The following is an 18,613-nucleotide window of genomic DNA, read 5'->3' on the forward strand; positions in this document are numbered from 1 at the left end:
GGGTGTGCGGTCCGGCGTCACCGTCATCGTTCGGACACATCCGGGGCCGGGGCGGCCAGGACGACGAGGTTGTCGGCGTAGCTGCCGCGTTCGCGGTCGAAAGCGCCGGTGCAGGTGATCAGGGCCAGCCGGGGCGGGCCGTCCCGGGTGAACAGCTCGGCGGGCAGGTTCTGCTTGCCGAACTCCAGCACGTCGGTGACGACGAACTCGCGCGCGGTGCCGTCGGCGGCGCGGACGGTGACCGGGTCGCCCACGTCGGTGTCGCGCAGGGCGGCGAACGCGCCGAGCCCGGCCCGGGCGGAGTCGACGTGTCCGGCGACGACCGCGGTGCCGGTGGGGTCCCCGGGGCGGGCGCCGCCGACCCACCAGCCCAGTCGCTGCGGGTCCTCGGGTACGGCGAGCTCGCCGTCGGGTGCCGCCGCGGACGGCTGGACGCCCGCCCGCACCTGCTGTTCGGGGAGTTCGAGCGCCGCGGGTACCACCCCGCCCGCGGCGGTGGCCGTGGCGGGGACGGGGGCTGCGGCCGGGAGGGTGGTGGCCGGGAGGGTGGTGGCTGCGGGGCCGGCGCAACCGGTGGTGAGGGCGGCGACCAGCAGCCCCGCGGCCAGGCGCCGGCCCCGGAGGACCGGGGCCGGCGCCGGACGCGCGATCACGGGGGGCTTCCGGTCACGGGACGCGCCGGACCACGGAGCACACCTGATCACGCGGCGAACCGGGTGTCACGAGGTGCGACGGCGCCGCGCGACGAGCACGGAACCGGCCACCGCGGCCAGGCCGACGCCGCCGAGCAGTGCGAGCGCTCCGGCGTCGGGTCCGGCGGCCTGGCCACCGGTACCGGTGTTCACCACCGACGGGGCGGCCGCCCCGTCCAGCGAGAGCTGGCCGCGGGCCACCCCGGCGGGCGGGGCGTAGGACGCGGAGTGCACGTTGGCGTAGAAGCCGCTGGGGTCGGCGCGCATCGCGTCGGCCACCTCAGCGGGCACCATCGCGGTGGCCTCGGTACCCGCGCTGATCGCCGCGATGTCGAGGGGCACCACGACGTCGCCGTTGGCGCCGGCCGCGCCCTGGTGGATGTGGCCCATGGTGAGCGGCTCATCGGCCCCGGTGACCGACAGCGTGTAGGTGAGGGTGTCGTCGGCGGCGAGGGTGAACGTGCCGGCCAGCGTGGCACCGTCCTGCCCGGTGCCCGAGGGCACCTCCTCCGCGCCGCTGCCCGACGTGGTCAGGGTGACCGGGTCGGTCTCCTGGGCGAGTGCGATGCCGCCGGACACGCCGGTCAGCAGGGCCGCGGCGGCGGCGGCGGTCAGGATCCTGGTCAACTTCATGTGCTCTCCTCGTGTTGGTGCTCAGGCGTCGACGGCGGCGAGATCCTCGCCGCCGGCCGTCGACAGCCCCACGCGGCGGATGCCGCCCGGGGCCAGTTCGGTGGCGGCGGGCACGGAGGCCCGCCCGTCGTCGGTCGGCCCGAACGAGCCGACCGGGGTGCGGGTGCCGGTGGCGTCCTCGACCCAGACCCGGAACGGGCCGCCGGCCGGGAGCCCGGTGGCCTCGATCTGCAGCCGGGTGCCCCACGGCACCGGTGTCTCGACCACGCTCAGCGCGACCGTCGTGGCCGGGACCGCCGGGGCCGCCCGGGTGACGAGCACCGCGGCGCCGCCGGCCAGAGCGAGGACGACGGCGGCGGCGGCCAGCGCCGCCGTGACGGTGCGCCGCCTGCGCCGGGCGCGGACCGCGGCGACCACCCGGGCGCCCAGCGCCCCGGAGGGCTGCGGACCCGAGGTGTGGGCGCCGGGCGTCCGCAGCGCGGCCGGGTCGGCGCGCGCCATCGCGGCCGCGACGGCCGTCAGCTCCCGGAGCTCGGTGGCGCAGTCCGGGCAGCCGTCGAGGTGGGCGAGCAGCCCCGGTGACGGCGCGGCGGTGCCGCGCGCCACGTCGACCAGCTCGGGACGCCGGTCCCGGCACCGTGCGCTCATCCGGTCCATCCCATCTCCTCCAGCGCGAGCCGCGCCGCGCGCAGGGCGTAGTAGACGCGGCTGCGCAATGTCGACTCCGGGATGCCCAGCTCCGCGGCGACGTCGGTGTAGTCGCGGCCGAGCAGGTGCACCTGCAGCAGCGCCTCCCGGTGCTCGGCGCTGAGCCGGCGGGCCGCCTCGTCGGCCAGCCAGCCGGCCAGCACGGCGTCGAACGGGTCGGCGGGCTCGGCCACGAACAGCGGGGTGAGGACCTCCCGGGCCTGCGGGGACGGCCGGCGGCCCCGCGCGGCGGCGGCGTCCACGCACACGTTGCGCGCGATCGCGAACAGCCACGTGCGCAGCGATCCGCGGGCCGGGTCGAAGTGCGCCGACGACCGCCAGGCCCGTACGAACGTCTCCTGCACCGCGTCCTCGGCGGCCGAGCGGTCCAGCAGCAGCCGGTGCGCCAGCCGGAACAGCTCGGCACCGTGCGCGGCGTAGGCCGCACCCACCGCCCGCTCGTCCCCCAGCGCTGTCCGCGACACCGCCTCACCTCCTACGCAGGGGACTACCGGGCGGCCGCCCCGCTGTTGACGAGCCGGTCACTGTTCACCCGATCAGAGCAACGAGCATGACGACACGTCCTCGCTGCGGGGCCCGTCCCGCCGAACGGGATGCGGCAGGCTCGACGACGGGTTGGCGGTCACGCTCGACCACCTTGTGAGGTGCCCGGGGATCCCGCCGGACTGGCCGAAGGTCACCGGCCCGGGGCGGACGTGGGCCGCGACGGGCGTCGAGCAACTGTCGAGCTGGACTGCGCCGGCCGACCCCCGGCCTCCACCCGCGCGGGGATGCTGCGCGGTATCGCCTGGCCCCGTCGCCGGCTCGGCCGGGGGCGGCGTTGCGTTCACCGGCTTCGGAATGGTCCACTGGTGGCATGACCGCCGGAGCGTCGTGGAAGGCGCACACGTTCTGTGTGTGCCTGCTCGCGATGGATCAGCTCTCCATCGACGACCGGCTCTGTTGTCAGGACTCCCACATCCGCTGAGCGGCCTGCGGCCCTCGGATGTGGCGTGTTGTCCTGTCGCCCCCTGAGCCGAGGATCCGATGAACTCCACGTCCACGACATTCCGCGCGACCCGGCCCGCGACCAGGCGTCCCCGCACGGTCGCGGACACGGCCGAGTCGGCCTTCGCTCGGCCTGGGCGGTTGCGTCAGTTGATCGCGCGGGTTAGCGCGGCGGTCGTCGCCGCACACACGGCCTCCGTACCGTTTTGATCCCGACTCAGCCTTTGTATCCCTGGCGGGCCGCGCGTTCCGCGCTGAAACCGGTTCTTCCGGTCCGGTGGCGCGGGGGCCACGATGGGTGTGGTTGCCCGCTGACGCCGGACCGGGGACAGTGCTGATCGCCCGGTCCATCGCGTTGTTCGTCATCGCCGCACTGTTCGAGATCGGCGGCGCCTGGCTGATCTGGCAGGGAGTCCGCGAGCATCGGGGATGGGTGTGGATCGGTGCCGGGGTCATCGCCCTGGGCCTCTACGGATTCGTTGCCACCCTTCAGCCCGATGCCCAGTTCGGCCGGATCCTGGCCGCCTACGGCGGGGTGTTCGTCGCCGGCTCGCTGGTGTGGGGGATGGTCGCCGACGGCTACCGGCCCGACCTCTACGACGTGACCGGCGCGCTCGTCTGCCTGGCGGGGGTCGCCGTCATCATGTACGCCCCCCGTACCGGCGCCGTCTGATCACACCGCGGTTCCGTGACGGACTCATCCCAGCTGGACGAGCGCACCCGGCGTCGCTGAGGTCGTAGCCGCCGAGCGCTCGTTCGCAGCCTGAGCCGGGAGCGGTTATCGCGGCGACGAGGTGTCTGTGCGCAGCGGACGCTGCCCAACCGCCTTGGATCTGTGTCCAACTGGGACTATGGGCCGAGTTGTAGACAGTACGTTCAGGCTGAACCCACGGCTGAAGAAGCAGCGAGATAGTGGCGATGTATATCGCCAGACCCGTGGCTGCTGGAACGGGGGCGTTCCGAGGTGCTGATGGCGTCGCGCAGTCGGGGTGTGATCGATGCGTGGTTGCTGAGGCAGCGTTCGGGTGGGCTTGTGGCTTCCGATAATGTAGCCAATAATCAGAACCGTTGGTGGGAGGTCGCCATGTCCACGGTCGCGCACGAGACGACTCAAGCCCTCGATCTGATCGAGCGCATCGAGACGCTGGAGAGCGTGGCGAAGTCTCTCCCCGACCAGGACGAACGACGGTCGGCGTTGCTCGACCTCGTCGAGAAGGATCTGGCCGGGGCGCCTGCGCTCAGGCCGCGCATCGCCGCCGAGTTGCTGGGGCTGTCGGAGAAGACGGTCCGTGCATGGGTTGAGGAAGGAGTCCTCGCCCGGGCCGCCGGATCTTCCTCCCGGCTCCTGCTCGACGCCAGAAGGGTCCACGAGGTTCTGCACCTGCTGGCGGACCTGCGCGTCGCCGGCCGGACCACCGGGCTGCTCGACGAAGTCCATCGCCGACTCGTCGACGCCACCTGGCTCGAGCGCGACGACCTGGCCGAGTCGCTGCAACAGATGCGCCACGGCGAGGGAACCACACGGGTGGCGAAGCCTTCGGCATAGTCCCCCGGTGCCCTACCTCGTCAGGTCGACGCGAGTGTCCGATCGGCAGATCAACAGTCTTCGCGGGCCCCGGCGCAAGGCCTACAACGAGTTCGAGCATGCGCTCGCCCTGCAGGGATGCGCCGCGCTCGGCTACCGGCTCACCGGTGACGAGCCGCTTCCGAACTTGTGCGTGAAGCACCTGCGCGGCAACGATCGGGTCGTCGTCGCGTTCTCCGGCGACGAAGCATGGGTGCTGCTGGTCGGCCCGCACACCGACGGGGACGCCGCCGTGGATGTTGTACGAACTCGCCGGCGTCCCCCGCCCGGCCCAGCCCCGGACGAAGCCGCCCTGCTGCGACGACGACCGGCAACCACCCGAGTTCGACGAGGCTGCGATCAGCGACCTCGTCCGGCGAGTTCGCCCGCTACGCCGGTAGCCGCGCGAGCCTGCACGTTGTTGATCATCTGTCCATGGACTTGTCCATGAACTCGCGTCCCACCCTGCACCTGCGGCGGTCGACCGTGCCTCTCCTGCCCGCATAGTCCCAGGTCGTCTACTCCAGCCGGGTGAAATCGGCGACTGTAAATCCGTCGGCTTAGCCTACGAAGGTTCGAATCCTTCACCTGCCACACCCCGTGAGAACGGCTCCTCACCAGCGGAAACGCTGGCGGGGAGCCGTTCTTGTGTGTCCGGTGGTGGACGGCTCCGGCCGGTGACGCTGTGTCGAGCCACTGGTCGATCTGGTGACGGTGGTGCGGCGGGGCTGTGCCGACGCGCGGCTCAGGTCGAACTGGGCCGGTTGGCCGGCTGGAACAGCTCGATCAGGTTGCCGGCGGGGTCGGCGAGCAGAATCTGCCGGCCGCCGGGACCGCTGACGAGGTCGCTGCGGAAGCGCACGCCGGCGTCTCGGAGCGGGGCGACGGCGGCGTCGAGGTCGTCGACGACGAGGTGGATGCGGTTGCGGCCGGCGGTCGCGGACTCGGCAGGGGTGGCGCGGGCGCCGGAGCTGGCGGGGCCGGACAACAGCAGTCGCAGCCGGCCGCGGGTCACGTCGGCGAACGCCGGCGCGGCGCTGGTGTTCACCTCGAAGCCGAGGTGAGTGGTGTAGAAGTCGATCGCCTCCTGCACGTCCTGGACGATGTAGCGGACGCTCACGTAGTCGTCGGTCACGGCGGATCCTCCTGGCGGTGGGTGGTGGCGAGGACGGGCAGCAGGTGCCTCACGCGGGTGTCGACATCGGCTGCGACGTGGCGGAAGGCGGGGTAGGTGGCGCTGTCGGTGCCATCGGCCGTCGCCGGGTCGGGGATGCTCCAATGCATCCGCCGGGGGTTGGCGGGCAACTCCGGGCACGCCTCCCGAGCGCGGTCGCACAGGGTGATGACGTGGTCGAACGGTCGATCGGCGAGCGTGTCGACGTGGCGGGGCTGCAGGCCGGTCGCGTCGATGCCGAACGACTCGTGCAGCACGCGGACAGTGTTGGCATGCAGCGCCGGCTTGGGTCGGGTCCCGGCACTCGCCACTGTCACGGCGCCGCCGGTGCGGTGGCGCAGGAGTGCCTCGGCGATGGGTGAGCGAGCGCCGTTGCCGGTGCACACGAACAACACGGCGACCGATCCAGGCGGCCGATCCACCGGTGGTACATCGGGTCGGCCGGGGTATCGACACAGTGCGGGGTGCAGCGCGGCGCCGCTGTCGGCCAGTTCCTGCGCACAGCGGTCCAGGTCGAGGTGGTAGTAGCTGTCGCGGCCGTCGAAGCTGCTGCGGGTCGCGCTGACCAGTCCCGCGTTTCGCAGCAGTCGTAGGTGGTAGGAGACCAGGTTCTGCGGCTGGTCGATCCGGGCGCCCAGTTCGCGGACCCGGTGATCGCCTTCGGCGAGTGCTGCGAGGAGCTTCCACCGCAGCGGGTGGGCGGCCAGCTGGAGGAACGCTGGTGGCGTCGTCGTGGCGAGCCGCTCCTGTGACATGCCGGCAAGTTACCATCAATCTGGCTTGATGTATCAGTTCTGTTTGATGCATTGGCGCGCTCCGCTCGGTGTCCCGACCAGGTGAGCCGGCCCCTGGTGCGGCGACCCGGGTCGATCGCCTGGTTGCGGCGGTGCGGATCGGCGGCCGGGTCGGGTCAGGCGCCGACCCAGTCGAGCCACGTCGGCAGGACGAGCGCGGCCAGGCGGTCGTAACCCGCCGGGCCGGGGTGGGCACCGTCGCCGGCAGCGACCTCGGCGGTCCAGACGACGTCGTCGCCGAGGTCCGCGACGACCTCGACGAAGGGTGCACCGGCCGCGGCGCAGACGTCCCGGAACCGGGAGTTCAGCTCGACGACACGATGGTTCACCGCGGCGTCGGCGATGGGCGGCGGCCCGACGACGAGCGTCGGGAGGCCGGCATCGTGGAGGAGGCGCGCCAGGTTCGCGACGCTCTCGTCCGGCTCCACCCGCAGCCCGCCGTCCTCGACGATGCTGTCGTTGACCCCGAAGGAGACGACGAGGCGTTCGTCGCTTCCGGGCGCTCGCCGCGCCGCGACCTCACGTTCCCAGCGCCGCAGGACGTCCCGGCTGGTGTCGCGGCGGACGCCGAGGTTGTAGGCGGTCGTCGGGATCGCGTGTCGACCGGCGGCGGAGACGAGGCGGCCGAACCAGCCGCGGCAGTCGGGGTCGCCGACCCCGGCGACGAACGAGTCCCCGAGGGCGACGACGCGGAGGTCCCGGGCGGTGGTCACGGGCCGAGCGTCGCACGGTCTTCCCGCTGCGTCGTGCGGCCGTTGCCCGACGGGTCGGCGGACCTGCGCCGGGCGGCCCGACGGGCCGGCCTGACCGGACCGGCGTGCGGCGGAGGTCGCCGGCCGGATCGGGCGTCAGGGTTGCAGGGACGCCTCGATCTCGGTCAGGACGGCGTCGGACGCCGGGTCGAGACCGTGGCTGCGGATCTCGGCCGCGACCTGCGCGGCGCGCGCGGCGTCACCGGTCCGGGCGAGGAGCTCGACGAGGTAGAGCAGCACCGGGAGCCGGTCGGGCCAGGGGGCGTCGGGGTGGCGGGCCAGCCCTGTGTCGAGCACGGCGATCGCGCGTGTCTCGTCGCCGCGGGCGTCCCCCTGGCGGGCGGCGTTCTCCAGGACGCGTTGCAGCACACCGCCTTCCGGCGGGTCGGTGTCGTCATCGCTGCCGGAGGTGACCCGGACCCAGTTCCCGCCGGGGTCGACGACGGTGAACCCGCCCGAGATGCCCTGCTTGCGACGGGGCCGCGTGATGCGGGGGATGCCGCGGGTCGGCAGCGCGCCGAACAGGCCGCGCAGGCCCGCGGCGAAGTCGTCGAACAACGCGGCGGTGTCGGGGACGACGAGGAGCACGTTGCCCAGCGACCCGGCCGGGTCGTGGGCGTCGAGACCGAAGAAGTGCAGGTCGAGGCCGCCGCGGCGGAAGGCGACGTAGGGGTTGGGGCGGGCTTGGCGGTAGGTGATCTCGAAGCCGAGGGCCTCGTAGAAGGGGACGACGTCGTCGAGGGTTCGGCAGGGGAGGATCGGGACGATCTTCTCGGTGTCCACGCGAAAAACCTAAGGGCGATACGCCCGATTCGACACGGACCTTTTTGCGCGCCGAGTCCGACGTCGGACCGGTTCGACGATGTGCGGAACCGGGTCCCACGTCGAGCTCGGCGCAGGGAGGGGAGGGGTCAGCGCACGGCGCGGCGGACGATCTCGGCGATGCGGGCCTCGGTGGCGTCGTCGATGCCGGTGAGCACCCAGGCGGCCTGCATGAGCTGGTGCGGCGAGCCGTCCTCGACCTCGTGGTGGGCCTTCTCGGTGAGGCCGAGGGAGAAGGTGTCGTCGTCGAGCCGGAAGAAGATCAGGACGGGCGGCTTGCCGCCGATCGCGTAGCCGGGGGCGCCGTAGTACATCTTCGGCGCGAGCTCCGGGACGGTGTCGAGGATCACGCGGTGGATGCGCTCACCGATCTCGCGGTAGGGGTCCTTCCATTCGGCGATCTTGGCGAGCGCGGTCGCGGTGGTGTCGGCGGCGGGCTTCTTCGAGGGCATCGGAGTGTCCTCCTCGGCATCGGGGTTGATTGTCCGGATTGTCCAGGGTCGTTCGGCCCTGCACGGTGCGGGTAGGTGTCCGGGGTCGCGACCGTCAGGCGGATTGCGTCGTTCGAGACGTGCGTCACAGTCGAGGCATGACCGACTACGTGCTCGTCCACGGCGGATTCGTCGGCGGCGACTACTGGGCCGAGACCGCCTCCCTGCTGCGTGCGGACGGCCATCGGGTGACGGTCGTCGAGCAGCTTCCGACGAGCGGGCCGGACGCGGCGACGCAGGGCACGGCGGAGGCGGACGTCGGTGTCGTGGGGGAGGCGGTGGGGTCGCTCGACGGACCGGTCGTCCTGGTCGGGCACTCGTCGGCGGGAGTGGTGATCACCGAGTTCGCCGCCGATCCGCGGGTCGGGCACACGGTCTACGTGGCCGGGTACTGGCCGCAGCGCGGGCAGTCGATGCTGGACCTGCTGCCGGGCGGGCCACCGCCGTGGCTGGAGATGCGTGACGACGGGACGGCGCAGTTCGTCGACGACCTCGACGTGCGGTGGCGGACGCTGTGCGCCGACGTCGAGTTCGATCGGGTGGAGAAGGCGCTGCGCGCGATGCGCCCGGTGGCCCTCGCGGCTTCGGCGACGCCGAGTGCAGCGCCCGACCGGCTGCATCCGGCGACGTACGTCGTGTGCGAGCACGACCAGCTGCTCCCGCCGCAGGCGCAGGAGATGTGGGCGCAGCGGGCCGACCACGTCGTGCGGCTGCCGTCGTCGCACCAGCCGATGGTGTCGATGCCGGACCGGCTGGCGGAGGCGCTGGGGGCCATCAGGCTCTGAGGGACGACCTTCACCTCGGGTAACGGATCGGGCGCGTCCCGCGACCCCATTCGCGGCGGCCCGTGGTGAAGGAGAACCTGCAGGTGGAGGACGTCGGTAGCGCGCTGGACAGCCTGCTGGCCATAGCGGTGGTGGCGGCGTTGGCGCCGCTGTTGCTGGGGCTGGTGCCGAAGTTGCGCATCCCGCAGGTGGTGCTGCTGCTGGCGGGCGGCATCGTGATCGGGCCGCAGGTCCTGGCGTTGGCGTCCCCGGTGCCGGTGGAGCCGCTCGCGGACCTCGGGCTGGGCTTCGTGTTCCTGCTGGCCGGATACGAGATCGACCAACGGCTCTACCGTCGGGACACCGGGCGCCGGGCGGTGCTGGCGTGGCTGGTGTCGCTGGTGGTGGCGCTCGGGATCACCGCCGTCCTGTCGGCGACGGGGTTCGTGCACGCGTTCGTGGCGGTCGCGCTGGCGTTGACGACGACGGCGCTGGGCACGCTCGTCCCGATCCTTCGGGAGAACGGGATGCTGCGCGGGCGCCTGGGGGGACACCTGCTGGCGACGGGTGCGATGGGCGAGCTGCTGCCGATCCTCGCGATCGCGGTGTTCCTGGGTATCTCGAGCCGGTTCGTGGCGCTGCTGTCGCTGGCGGCGGTGGTGGTGCTGGCGGTCCTGCTGAGCGTCGCGGCGCGGACGTTCCGGCCGGGCAGCCGGCTGTCGGGGGTGTTGCGCGAGCATCAGCACGAGACGAGCCAGATCACGCTGCGGTTCACGGTGTTGCTGCTGGTGCTGCTGCTGGCGGTGACGGAGCGGTTCCACCTGGACGCGGTCCTGGGCGCGTTCGTCGCCGGAATGGTGTTGCGGCGCTGGGCGGGCCGGAGCGCGCCGGCGTTGGAGGAGAAGCTGGACGTCGCCGGGCACGGGTTCCTGATCCCGATCTTCTTCGTGTACTCGGGGATGACGATCGACCTGCACGCGATCGCGGCGGCGCCGTTGCGGCTGCTTGCGTTCTTCGGGCTGATGCTGCTCGTGCGGGGTATGCCGGCGTTGCTGATCTATGTCGGTGTGCTGTCGGCGCGCGAGCGGGTGCAGACGATGCTGGTGTCGGCGACGGCGTTGCCGCTGGTCGTGGCGCTGACACAGATCGGGGTGCGCAACGGGACGATGCTGCCGGAGAATGCTGCGGCGCTCGTCGGCGCCGGTGTGCTGACGGTGCTGCTGTTCCCGACGCTGGCGGTGATCCTGCACCGCCCGGAGAAGGTCGGCGCCGCCACCGACGTCGAGGACCTGCCGCGGCATCCTGCCGTCTGACGCGACTGCTCCGGATCGGTTCTCGATGTCGGTGATGCCCATCGACGCGACCGTGACCTGACCAGCCGGGGTGTCGCACCCGGCGGGGTCAGAGATCGAGTGTCGGGAGGACGTCACACGTGTAGCGGTAGGCCGGCTCGACGAGCGAGGGGCCGTTGCGGAAGTCGAGCAGCCCGCCCGCGCCCAGCGGCGGCCGCAACACGACGGTGCTCGTGTTCTCGGCCAGCCGGGCCCTGTCGCCCCGCGAGCTCGCCAGCATCAGCCCGCGGACGAGGACGTCGGGCAACGCCGGTGCGTGCAGCGGGGTCCGGCGCCGCACCCGCGAGCCGAGCACCCGCCAGCCCGACAGCGTCTCCCCGAACACCGCCGCGGGCCCCGCCGCCTCCTCGGGTGCCAGGTCGACGGCCACGATCCGCCCGCCGCGCAGCATCGCGGACATGACGTCGACGGGCACGTTGTTGAGCACCCCGCCGTCGACGAGCAGGTCACCCTCGTGCGGCACCGGCGGGTAGACGCCGGGCAGCGAGATCGACGCGCGGATGGCGCGCCAGGTCGGCCCTCGGTCGTGCACGACCTCGCGAGCGTGGCCGAGCGAGGCGGAGATGCAGAAGAACGGCAGCCAGAGGTCCTCGATGTCCCAGCCGAAGACGGGTACGTCGCGCAGCAGCCGGGTGACCTTGCGCGCCGACGAGTAGGACACCAGCGGCAGCGTCGCGGGCACCATCGAGCCCTGCCTGACCATGGCGTCGACCGACGTCTCCAGCCGTCCGGCGTGGTCGAGGCCACCCGCGCGCAGCCCGGCCATGATCGCGCCGATGCTGGTGCCCGCGACGGCGTCGACGTCGACCCCCGCGTCGTCGAGGGCGCGCATGACGCCGAGGTGGGCGAACCCGCGCATCCCGCCGCCGCCCAGCACCAGCCCGCGCGCGGTCCCGGCGACGTGGCGGGCGAGCCGGGCGAGATCGGCGGTGCGCCCCTCGCGCAGGTGGTGGTGCAGGTCGACGTCGCGCCCGGCGAGCCAGCGTGCGGTGCCGACGGGCTTCTCCGTGCCCGCCGGATGCAGCAGCACGAGGTCGGCGGAGCGGCGGGGATCGGCGGGACCGGGCAGCGGATCCGCACCGGAGCGGGCCACGAGCAGGACACGGTCGGCCTGCCGCACGCACCGCCGGGTCCAGGCCGTGTCGCCGGCGTCGGCGACGTAGACGACGAACCGGTGCTGCTGTTCGGCCCGCTGCAGTCGCGCGAGGACGGCACCGTTGCGGGGATCGGCGGAGCCGACGTCGGCGGCCTCGTCGCCGACCGTGTCGCGGGACACGACCGCAACGCTCCCGTGCGTGCCGAGCGCCTCGACCAGCGCCGGGACGAACGCGGCCGGCACCGGGGCACGGCCGGCAGGCAGGACCGCGACGGTGTTCGCCGCCCGGGGCGCGGTGTCCGCGGGGACGGGGCGCGTCGAGAGCCGCACCAGCTGACGGCACAACCCCAGCAGCGCCGCGGGGTGGCGGCCCGCGAACGTCTCGAAGGCGGTGGCGGACAACGTGAGCAGCATCGAGTCGCGGACCGCCTCGACGCGCACGCCCTCGCGGGGGCCGCCGAGCAGTGCCGCGGCGTCGACGACCTGCCCCGGTCCGCGGTCGGACCTCACCCCGTCGGCACCGACCACCTCGACGCGGCCGTGCCCCACCAGCAGCAAGGTCTCGCCCACCGCGACCGGCTCCCCGGCGCCGACGTGCACCGGCTCCAGGTGCGGCAGCAGCCCGCGCAGCGCGTCGCGGTCGAGCCCGCCGAACACCTCTGTCGACGCCAGGAAGTCGAGGGCCGCACCGGCGTCGGGGCCGTCGGGGTCGCTGAAGCTCTCGACGAGGAACAGCATCGTGCGCCGCCTGCGCCCGCGGCCGCGTCCGGCGACGATGGCGTCCCGGTCGAAGAAGTCCTCGGACATCGCTACGCCATCAGGTCGGCGGCCAGCGCGCGGTACCGGTCGGTCACGGGATGGTCGGGGAACTCGACCGCGAACAGGCCCGCGCTCGACAGCGCCATCAGCTCGTCGGAGTGCGGCACGACCGTCGCGACCCGGCACTCGTAGGCCTTCTCGACGCGCTCGCGGACCTCGTCCTCGTCGAACACCGCGGGCGACTTGTTGACGACGAGCACCATCGTCGGCACCGCGAGCTTGCGCGCCACCGTGACCGTGACCTGGGTGCCCTCGTAGTCCTGGTGGTCGGGGCGCAGCACGATCGCGAGGGCGTCGGACATCGCGATGGCCAGCAACGTCTCCTCGTTGAGGCCCGGGTGGGTGTCGAGGATCAGCACGTCGAGGTCGAGAGCGTCGACGAGCGCGCGGAACCCGTCGCCGAGCCGGGCGACGTCGTAGCCGTCGTGCATGACGCGCGCGATGTCCTGCGGCGCGACGCTCGACGGGACCAGCCAGATGCGGCCCCCGCCCGTCAGCGCCGGCGGGGTGACCTCGTAGGCCGCCTCCGGCATCGTGGCCTGCCCCCACAGGTAGCTGTTGAGGCAGTGCCCGACCCGGTCCTGGTCGAGCCCGAACAGCACGTGGATGCCCGGGGAGAGGATGTCGGTGTCGACGACGCCCACCCGCCGGCCCTGCGCCGCGAGCAGCGCGGCCACGTTGGCCGAGGTGTTGGACTTCCCCGTGCCGCCCCGGAAGGAGTGGATGGAGACGATGCGGCTCACGGACTCTCCGTCCCGGTGCCGCCGCCGCGCAGGCTCGCGGCCTTGCGCTGCAGGTCGGCGAAGTAGTCGGTCTCGGTGATCTCGGCGACGCGTCGCGCCGCACGGGCCTGGTCGATCTCGATACGCAGGGCGCCCACCTGCTGTTCGAGGCGCTGCTCGCGGGCGCGGACCTCGCGCGCCATCGTCTGGAAGGTGCGGGCCAGCCCGCCGAGGGCGTCGTCGCGGGCGGCGACGCGATCGAGCGTCGACGGTGTGAACGTGCCCGCCTCCACCTCGCCCGCGGCCCGCAGGACGAGCCCGACCTGCTCCAGGTAGTCCTGCTCGACGTCGCGCAGCCATTTGCGGGACAGGCCCGCCCCGATCCGGGCCCGCAGCAGCACGGGGTCGAACGGCTTCGGCAGGAAGTCCTCCGCGCCCAGCTCGATACAGCGCACCGCCTCCGCGGTCTCGTCGGCACCCGAGACGACGATGACGGGGACGTGGCGCAGCCGCGCGTCGGCCCGCATCCGGGCGAGCACCTCGTGCCCGTCGAGGCGGGGCATCAGCAGGTCGAGCAGCACGAGGTCGATGCCGGGCGCGGCGAGCCGCTCCAGCGCCTCGACGCCGTCGGTGGCGGTCTCGACGTCGATCCCTTCGCGCTCCAGGCCGCGTCGCAGCAGCAGCCGGTTGGTGGGGTCGTCGTCGACGACGAGGACCGTCCCCGCGCGCTGCTCGCTCACGTGCTCACCTTGTCGTGGGGGCCGGCGGCGGCGCGCAGCTCGGCCAGGAGGGGCGCCAGCGCGTCGGCGATGCCGGTCACGGCGGCGGGGTCGAGGTCGCCGGCCGCGGCCCGTTCCTCGACCTCGGCGCACCTGCCCGACAGGTCGGTGGCGCCGAACAGCGCCGCGTTGGACTTGAGGGTGTGCGCGGCGCGGCGTACCCGCGGCGCGTCGGCGGCGGTCAGGCCCTCGCGCAGGTCCGCCTCGAGCACCGCGGCGTTGGCGGCGAACTCGCCGACCAGTTCGGCGGCGACGTCCGCGCCGTAGGTCGCGACCAGCTCGCCGAGGTCGGCCTGCGTCGCGGCGACGTTCGCGGCTGCGCTCCCGGCGGCGGTGGGCGCTGCCGGCCGGCGGTCGAGTGCCGCCGCCAGGTCGGCGATCCGGACCGGCTTGGTCAGGTAGTCGTCCATTCCCGCTGCCAGGCACTCCTCGCGGGCACCGGCCATCGCGTTGGCGGTCAGCGCGATCAGCCACGGCCGCGCCCCCGGCGGGCGGGCAGCGGTGAGCCGGCGGGCGGTCTCCAGGCCGTCGAGCTCGGGCATCTGCACGTCGAGCAGGACGACGTCGTAGTCGCGCTCCGCCACCGCGGCCAGCACCTCCAGACCGGTGGTGGCGGTGTCGGCGCGATGGCCGAGACGTTCGAGGAGCAACAGACCGACCCGCCGCCCGACGGGGTTGTCGTCGGCGAGCAGCAGCCGCAGCTCGGTGGGGGCCGCCGACGGCGGGGCCGGTGCGGGGGCCGTCCGGTCGGCACCGGGGCCGAGCAGCCGCACCAGGGTGTCGGCCAGCGGTGCGCGGCGCACGGGTTTGGTGAGCCACGCGTCGATCGGGGCGGCCGGGTCGCGGTCGGCGCCCAGCGAGGACAGGCACACCGTCGGTACCCGGTGGATCCCGGCGAGCGCGGTGGCGAATGCGGCGCCGTCGAGACCCGGCATGAGCAGGTCGGTCACGACGACGTCGAACCGCGCTCCCTCCCGGACCCAGCCCAACGCCTCCTCCGCGGTGGCGGCGGCGCGCGCCGTCATGCCCCAGGACGCGCAGTGCGCCATCAGGATCCGGCGGTTGGTGGCGTTGTCGTCGACGACCAGTACCGACCGTCCCCGCAGCGACTCCACCGCCCCGTCGGGCGCGCGCCCCGGCAGCGACGCGGGCTCCCCGCGCACCGTCACCGTGAACGTCGACCCCGGCCCCGGCTCGCCGGCCAGGACGACCGTGCCGCCCATCAGCTCCGCCAGCCGCCTGCTGATCGCCAGGCCGAGGCCGGTGCCGCCGTGGCGGCGGGTGGCCGATCCGTCGACCTGGCTGAACGAGCGGAACAGCAGCGCGGCCTGGTCGGCGGCGATGCCGATCCCGGTGTCGCTGACGTCGATCCGCAGCTCCCAGCGGTCCGTGTCGCGGCGTGCGGACAGCGTCACGACGACCTCACCGGCCTCGGTGAACTTCACCGCGTTGCCGACGAGGTTCACCAGGATCTGGCGCAGCCGCCCCGGATCGCCGAGGACGGCCCCGGGGGCGTCGCCGTCGACCGCGGCGACGAGCTCGAGACCCTTCGCCGCCGCCCGCGGCGCCAGCAGCCCGAGCGTGTCCTCGATGCACTCCCGCGGATCGAACGGCTCCCGGACCAGTTCCAGCTTTCCGGCCTCGATCTTCGAGAAGTCCAGGACGTCGTTGATGACGGTGAGCAGCCCGTCGGCGCTCTGCGCGATCACACCGGTGTAGTCGCGCTGCTCGTCGGACAGCGGTGTGGCCGACAGCAGCTCGGTCATCCCGATGACGGCGTTCATCGGGGTGCGGATCTCGTGGCTCATGTTGGCCAGGAACGCGCTCTTGGCCTCGTTGGCCTCGTCGGCGGCCGCGCGGGCGGCCTGCGCCTGCTCGAACAACCGGGCCGAGGTGATCGCACCGGCCAGCTGGCCGGCCACGGTCTCGGCCAGCGCCAGCTCGGCGGCGGAGAACCGGCGGTCACGCCGCCCGGTGTCGAGGAGCACGACGCCGATCACCTCGTCGCGGGCCAGCAGGGGCGCCGCGACGAGCCCACCGCTGAACCGGCCGCGGCCGACCAGGCGCCGCAGCAGCCCGTCCGGCGACCCCGAGGGCACCCAGACGGCGCGGCGCTGCGTCAACGCCCGGCCGACCGGCCCGTCGTCGTCACGCCCCACCTCGGCCCCGGCCGTGAACCCGCCACCGTGCGCCGCCTGCACCCGTAGTGCGCCGTCGGTCTCGTCGACCAGGGCGACCGCCACCGACGGGACCCGGAACAGGTCGGCGGTGTCGTCGGCCGCCCGGTCGAGCACCGTCCGCAGCGTCGGCGCCGAGGCCACAGTCCGGGTGACCCGCCCCAGCACGGCGAGCTGGCGACGGTCCTGGGTGAGGCTCTGCGCGATCGCCCCCGCGACCGACGCGATGATCAGCCCGATGCCCATCCGGTAGGTGATCGACACGACCAGGAACGGGTGCCCGTAGACGATGGAGCCGACCACCTCCCGGATCGTGTAGACGACGGTGAGCCCGCCGATCGTCCACATCGCCCCGCGCAGCTGGAAGCGGATCGCCGCCTCCATGGGCAGCACGTAGAGCACCGCCCAGATCGCCGTCTCGGTGTCGAACGTGTACACCGCGACCAGCCCGACGAACACGACCGCGTTGAGCAGCAACGCCAGCACGCTGATCCGCCGCGCCCGCCGCAGCGTCGTCATCGACGGGATCGCCCGCCAGAGCGCGACGTTGCCCGCCCCGAGCAGGACCGTCAGCGCGAGCGCCGCCTCCAGCAGCCCGGGCGGGTAGGGCAGGTAGTAGGTGAGGACCTGGACCAGTGCGAACGCCACACCGCCCCACCGGATCCGGACCATGATCCGCTCGGCCCGGACCAGCCGGGCGAGCTCCGCGGTCTCCGCGGTCTCGAACTCCGCGGTGCCGATCGACGCCACCACGTCCGATCGTCGCCGCGCCGTCATGACGGTGATGAAAGCAGCCGGTGGGGCTCCGCGTCATCCGGATGTCGTCGAACGGCTTCCGGCATTCGGGCGGAGGTCGACGCGCATCCGGCGGAAGGAGGGCGGCCGCGTGCCCGCCGGGGTGCGTCCCGATGCGTCACGGCGTCGGCGCGTCGTCGGCGGCGGGCCGGTCGGGCACGTCGCGGACCAGGCGCGGGACGAGCCGGACGTAGGCCACCATCGCGAGCACCTCGACGAGCGTCTGGGTGACGACGACCGCCGCCACACCGCCGGGGAGGGCCAGGGCGAGGGGCAGCACGACGAGCGAGTTGCGCGTCGCACCGCTGAACACCACGGCCCGCCGTTCGGGGACGTCGAGCCGCAGCAGCCGGGCGACGCCGAGGCCGAGGAACGGCATCACCAGCAGGAACACGACGTAGGCGGGCACGGCGAGCAGCACCGCCGGGTCCCCGCCCAGGGCCGGGACCTGCGAGGCGACGACGACGAGCAACGTCGCCACCATCAACGGCACCATCGACGCCCCGGCCACGGCGGCGGCGACACGACCCGGCCGTGACCGTGCCGCCCACGCCTGCACGACCCACGCCAGGACCAGGGGGACCACGATGAGCACGAGGAACGCCTCGGCCAGCGGCCCGGAGGCGTCGCCGCGGATGTCCGGGCCGCCCAGCAGCGGCAGGTACACCGGCAGCAGCAGCATCTGGACGATCAGCAGCAGCGGGGTCGCGGCGAGCAACCGGTCGGCGGCGGCTCCGGCGAGGCGGCTGAACGCGACGACGTAGTCGACGCACGGCGCCAGCAGCACGAGCAGTACCCCGGCCCGCACCGTGTCGTCGGCGGGCAGGGCCGCCGCCAGCGCCGCGACCAGGAGCGGGACGGCGACGAAGTTCACCAGCACCACCGCGGCCAGGAACCGGCCCGCCCGCAGGGACCTGACCAGCTCGCGGGCCGGGACCTGCAGGAACGTCACGAACAGCAGCGCGCCCAGCACCGGGTTGACCGCCGTCGACAAGCCCGGTCCGGCGGCCGGCGCGAGCAGCCCCACCACCGCGCCCACCACGATCGCGCCCACGTACAGCGGGACCTGTCGACGCTCCAGCGCCGCCGCCGCCCCCGTCAGGCGGGGCAGGGGAGGGGGGACCCCGGGGTCGCGCACGACACCAGGCTCTCGCAGCGGGCGTCGAGGACGGCGTGCAGGTCGGCACGCGCCGCCAGGTGCCCGACGGCCTCCGCATCGCCCGCCGGCAGGCGGACCAGCAGCCGGGTGGGTCGGTCGCGGTGTGGGGGCGCGAGCGACCGGGCGAACACCACGTCGAACTCCGCCTCCCGCAACGGCCGCTCCCCGGCCGGCAACGTGCACGAATCCGGTGCCCAGCCCATCGGGTGACCTCCCTGTCGGACGGCTCGTCACCACGGTAGGCCCGTACCCGGGTACGGGATGCAACCCCGGAGCCCGGGACGCGGGCCGTGACGGATGTCGTGGCGACGACGCGACCGTCGGCACGGACCC

At 73.5% G+C, this 18,613-nt stretch carries 20 protein-coding genes; 5 read left to right on the forward strand and 15 right to left on the reverse strand.

Features of this window, described 5'->3' with window-relative positions:
* Positions 1-23 precede the first annotated feature (23 nt).
* The 4 genes from AB7F12_RS05835 to AB7F12_RS05850 form a co-directional block, all read right to left on the reverse strand.
* Positions 24-653: a class F sortase gene (locus AB7F12_RS05835; RefSeq protein WP_218616441.1), complete on the reverse strand. Its 630-nt coding sequence runs from the start codon at positions 651-653 to the stop codon at positions 24-26.
* 66 nt (positions 654-719) lie between these two features.
* Entirely contained in the window at positions 720-1,325 is a 606-nt protein-coding gene (locus AB7F12_RS05840) for a CHRD domain-containing protein (protein WP_218605810.1), read from the reverse strand.
* A gap of 21 nt (positions 1,326-1,346) precedes the next feature.
* Positions 1,347-1,973: a hypothetical protein gene (locus AB7F12_RS05845; RefSeq protein ID WP_218605811.1), complete on the reverse strand. Its 627-nt coding sequence runs from the start codon at positions 1,971-1,973 to the stop codon at positions 1,347-1,349.
* Positions 1,970-2,497, reverse strand: coding sequence for a sigma-70 family RNA polymerase sigma factor (locus AB7F12_RS05850; protein ID WP_218605812.1), 528 nt, complete (start codon positions 2,495-2,497; stop codon positions 1,970-1,972). Before AB7F12_RS05850 ends, AB7F12_RS05845 begins: the two co-directional genes overlap by 4 nt.
* 854 nt (positions 2,498-3,351) lie before the next feature.
* Here AB7F12_RS05850 and AB7F12_RS05855 point away from each other — a divergent pair.
* The 3 genes from AB7F12_RS05855 to AB7F12_RS05865 all read left to right on the forward strand — a co-directional run bounded on the left by AB7F12_RS05855 (position 3,352) and on the right by AB7F12_RS05865 (position 5,035).
* Positions 3,352-3,693, forward strand: coding sequence for a YnfA family protein (locus AB7F12_RS05855; protein WP_218605815.1), 342 nt, complete (start codon positions 3,352-3,354; stop codon positions 3,691-3,693).
* 411 nt (positions 3,694-4,104) lie between these two features.
* The gene (locus tag AB7F12_RS05860; RefSeq protein ID WP_218605813.1) at positions 4,105-4,566 is read left to right on the forward strand and encodes a hypothetical protein; all 462 of its coding nucleotides are present in this window, start codon (positions 4,105-4,107) and stop codon (positions 4,564-4,566) included.
* Positions 4,567-4,573: 7 nt separating this feature from the next.
* Positions 4,574-5,035 (forward strand): hypothetical protein, encoded by a 462-nt coding sequence (locus AB7F12_RS05865; protein WP_218616442.1) that lies wholly within the window; start codon positions 4,574-4,576, stop codon positions 5,033-5,035.
* A gap of 294 nt (positions 5,036-5,329) precedes the next feature.
* On the opposite strand, the gene AB7F12_RS05870 is transcribed toward AB7F12_RS05865, so the two are convergent.
* The 5 genes from AB7F12_RS05870 to AB7F12_RS05890 all read right to left on the reverse strand — a co-directional run bounded on the left by AB7F12_RS05870 (position 5,330) and on the right by AB7F12_RS05890 (position 8,578).
* Positions 5,330-5,719 (reverse strand): VOC family protein, encoded by a 390-nt coding sequence (locus AB7F12_RS05870; protein WP_428500480.1) that lies wholly within the window; start codon positions 5,717-5,719, stop codon positions 5,330-5,332.
* Positions 5,716-6,513, reverse strand: coding sequence for an ArsR family transcriptional regulator (locus AB7F12_RS05875; protein WP_428500479.1), 798 nt, complete (start codon positions 6,511-6,513; stop codon positions 5,716-5,718). The genes AB7F12_RS05870 and AB7F12_RS05875 overlap by 4 nt, the downstream gene beginning before the upstream one ends.
* Before the next feature lie 155 nt (positions 6,514-6,668).
* Complete coding sequence (locus tag AB7F12_RS05880; RefSeq protein WP_428500478.1) at positions 6,669-7,265, reverse strand: GDSL-type esterase/lipase family protein; 597 nt, start codon at positions 7,263-7,265, stop codon at positions 6,669-6,671.
* Positions 7,266-7,400: 135 nt separating this feature from the next.
* Entirely contained in the window at positions 7,401-8,087 is a 687-nt protein-coding gene (locus AB7F12_RS05885) for a hypothetical protein (RefSeq protein ID WP_428500477.1), read from the reverse strand.
* A 128-nt stretch (positions 8,088-8,215) separates the two neighbouring features.
* On the reverse strand, positions 8,216-8,578 hold the full coding sequence (locus tag AB7F12_RS05890) for a DUF1801 domain-containing protein (RefSeq protein WP_428500476.1): 363 nt from the start codon (positions 8,576-8,578) through the stop codon (positions 8,216-8,218).
* Between the two features lie 137 nt (positions 8,579-8,715).
* On the opposite strand from AB7F12_RS05890, the gene AB7F12_RS05895 reads away from it, so the two are divergent.
* Both AB7F12_RS05895 and AB7F12_RS05900 read left to right on the forward strand, forming a co-directional pair.
* Positions 8,716-9,402 carry an alpha/beta fold hydrolase gene (locus AB7F12_RS05895; RefSeq protein WP_428500475.1) on the forward strand — a complete coding sequence of 229 codons (687 nt, stop codon included), beginning with the start codon at positions 8,716-8,718 and terminating at the stop codon, positions 9,400-9,402.
* An 83-nt stretch (positions 9,403-9,485) separates the two neighbouring features.
* Positions 9,486-10,694 carry a cation:proton antiporter gene (locus AB7F12_RS05900; protein ID WP_428500474.1) on the forward strand — a complete coding sequence of 403 codons (1,209 nt, stop codon included), beginning with the start codon at positions 9,486-9,488 and terminating at the stop codon, positions 10,692-10,694.
* A gap of 88 nt (positions 10,695-10,782) precedes the next feature.
* On the opposite strand, the gene AB7F12_RS05905 is transcribed toward AB7F12_RS05900, so the two are convergent.
* The 6 genes from AB7F12_RS05905 to AB7F12_RS05930 all read right to left on the reverse strand — a co-directional run bounded on the left by AB7F12_RS05905 (position 10,783) and on the right by AB7F12_RS05930 (position 18,483).
* Entirely contained in the window at positions 10,783-12,636 is a 1,854-nt protein-coding gene (locus tag AB7F12_RS05905) for a patatin-like phospholipase family protein (protein ID WP_428500473.1), read from the reverse strand.
* A 2-nt stretch (positions 12,637-12,638) separates the two neighbouring features.
* A complete protein-coding gene (locus AB7F12_RS05910; RefSeq protein WP_428500472.1) occupies positions 12,639-13,391 on the reverse strand; it encodes a MinD/ParA family ATP-binding protein in 753 nt (250 codons plus the stop codon).
* Positions 13,388-14,110: a response regulator gene (locus AB7F12_RS05915; RefSeq protein ID WP_428500471.1), complete on the reverse strand. Its 723-nt coding sequence runs from the start codon at positions 14,108-14,110 to the stop codon at positions 13,388-13,390. The genes AB7F12_RS05910 and AB7F12_RS05915 overlap by 4 nt, the downstream gene beginning before the upstream one ends.
* Entirely contained in the window at positions 14,107-17,103 is a 2,997-nt protein-coding gene (locus AB7F12_RS05920; RefSeq protein ID WP_428500470.1) for a response regulator, read from the reverse strand. Before AB7F12_RS05920 ends, AB7F12_RS05915 begins: the two co-directional genes overlap by 4 nt.
* A 136-nt stretch (positions 17,104-17,239) precedes the next feature.
* Positions 17,240-18,259, reverse strand: a complete 1,020-nt coding sequence (locus AB7F12_RS05925) for a bile acid:sodium symporter (RefSeq protein ID WP_428516350.1) — start codon at positions 18,257-18,259, stop codon at positions 17,240-17,242.
* Positions 18,220-18,483, reverse strand: coding sequence for a hypothetical protein (locus AB7F12_RS05930; RefSeq protein WP_428502884.1), 264 nt, complete (start codon positions 18,481-18,483; stop codon positions 18,220-18,222). The genes AB7F12_RS05925 and AB7F12_RS05930 overlap by 40 nt, the downstream gene beginning before the upstream one ends.
* Between the last annotated feature and the right edge of the window lie 130 nt (positions 18,484-18,613).

The organism is Pseudonocardia sp. (assembly GCF_050250275.1).
Lineage (GTDB): Bacteria > Actinomycetota > Actinomycetes > Mycobacteriales > Pseudonocardiaceae > Pseudonocardia.

Coding starts and splice junctions, on each gene's coding strand:
- AB7F12_RS05905 (WP_428500473.1), bottom strand. CDS start 12,636: ATGTCCGAGGACTTCTTCGACCGGGACGCCATCGTCGCCGGACGCGGC.
- AB7F12_RS05845 (WP_218605811.1), bottom strand. CDS start 1,973: ATGAGCGCACGGTGCCGGGACCGGCGTCCCGAGCTGGTCGACGTGGCG.
- AB7F12_RS05860 (WP_218605813.1), top strand. CDS start 4,105: ATGTCCACGGTCGCGCACGAGACGACTCAAGCCCTCGATCTGATCGAG.
- AB7F12_RS05890 (WP_428500476.1), bottom strand. CDS start 8,578: ATGCCCTCGAAGAAGCCCGCCGCCGACACCACCGCGACCGCGCTCGCC.
- AB7F12_RS05840 (WP_218605810.1), bottom strand. CDS start 1,325: ATGAAGTTGACCAGGATCCTGACCGCCGCCGCCGCCGCGGCCCTGCTG.
- AB7F12_RS05895 (WP_428500475.1), top strand. CDS start 8,716: ATGACCGACTACGTGCTCGTCCACGGCGGATTCGTCGGCGGCGACTAC.
- AB7F12_RS05875 (WP_428500479.1), bottom strand. CDS start 6,513: ATGTCACAGGAGCGGCTCGCCACGACGACGCCACCAGCGTTCCTCCAG.
- AB7F12_RS05920 (WP_428500470.1), bottom strand. CDS start 17,103: ATGACGGCGCGGCGACGATCGGACGTGGTGGCGTCGATCGGCACCGCG.
- AB7F12_RS05930 (WP_428502884.1), bottom strand. CDS start 18,483: ATGGGCTGGGCACCGGATTCGTGCACGTTGCCGGCCGGGGAGCGGCCG.